General features: G+C 76.8%; 1 protein-coding gene and 1 pseudogene. One reads left to right on the forward strand and one right to left on the reverse strand.

Translation table 11 applies throughout. The features are described 5' to 3' along the window. Positions 1–212 (forward strand): annotated as a pseudogene (locus FV222_RS28555) (hypothetical protein); the annotation flags it as partial. 27 nt (positions 213–239) lie between these two features. On the opposite strand, the gene FV222_RS28560 reads toward FV222_RS28555, so the two are convergent. Then, a partial coding sequence (locus tag FV222_RS28560) for a GNAT family N-acetyltransferase (RefSeq protein ID WP_147816481.1) occupies positions 240–620 on the reverse strand: 381 nt, incomplete at its 5' end.

Consider the following 620-nt stretch of genomic DNA (forward strand, 5'->3'; position numbering starts at 1 on the left):
GCCTCTGGCGCCTCGGGCGGCCGGCCGCGGGCTGGCGCAGATTCGCCTACGTGGCGGGGCCGCCGTCGATGCTGGGCGGGGCCGTCGCCCTGTGGTCGCTGCACGGGGTCGGGCTCGCGGCGCTCGGCCTGCATCTCGGGCTGTTCGGCGTGCTCGCCGCGGGGCTCACGGACCCCGCCTTCTTCGACGGCTGGCGCCGCCGGCGCGCGTGACGGCGGCGCGATTTTCCATAAAACGCGTCAGCGGCCGAGCCGCCGCCTGGCCTCGTCGCGGGCTCGATGCTCGAAGCGGGCGAGGGCGACCCGGCGCTCCAGCGAGAGCGCGTCGCGCCCCGGCGGCATCGCGATGATCTCGGCCACGGTCTCGCGCTCGCGGTAGAGGCCTTCGAGGGCCGAGCCCGCGAGCGTCGCCGAATCGAGCCTGTCGGCGAAGGCGTCGTGGTGGCAGGCGCGCACGATCTCGGCCTCCAGCAGCAGCCCCGGGGCGCAGGCGCGCTGGTCCTCGTCGTAGGCGGTCTTCAGAAGCGTCGCGACGCCGCCGCCGACGAGCGCGAGGCTGATCGCCACCGGCCGGCCGTCCAGCGCCAGGATGTCCGCGCGGGCGCCGACCGGCCCCTGCGC

Source organism: Methylobacterium sp. WL103 (genome assembly GCF_008039885.1).
Taxonomy (GTDB): domain Bacteria; phylum Pseudomonadota; class Alphaproteobacteria; order Rhizobiales; family Beijerinckiaceae; genus Methylobacterium; species Methylobacterium cerastii.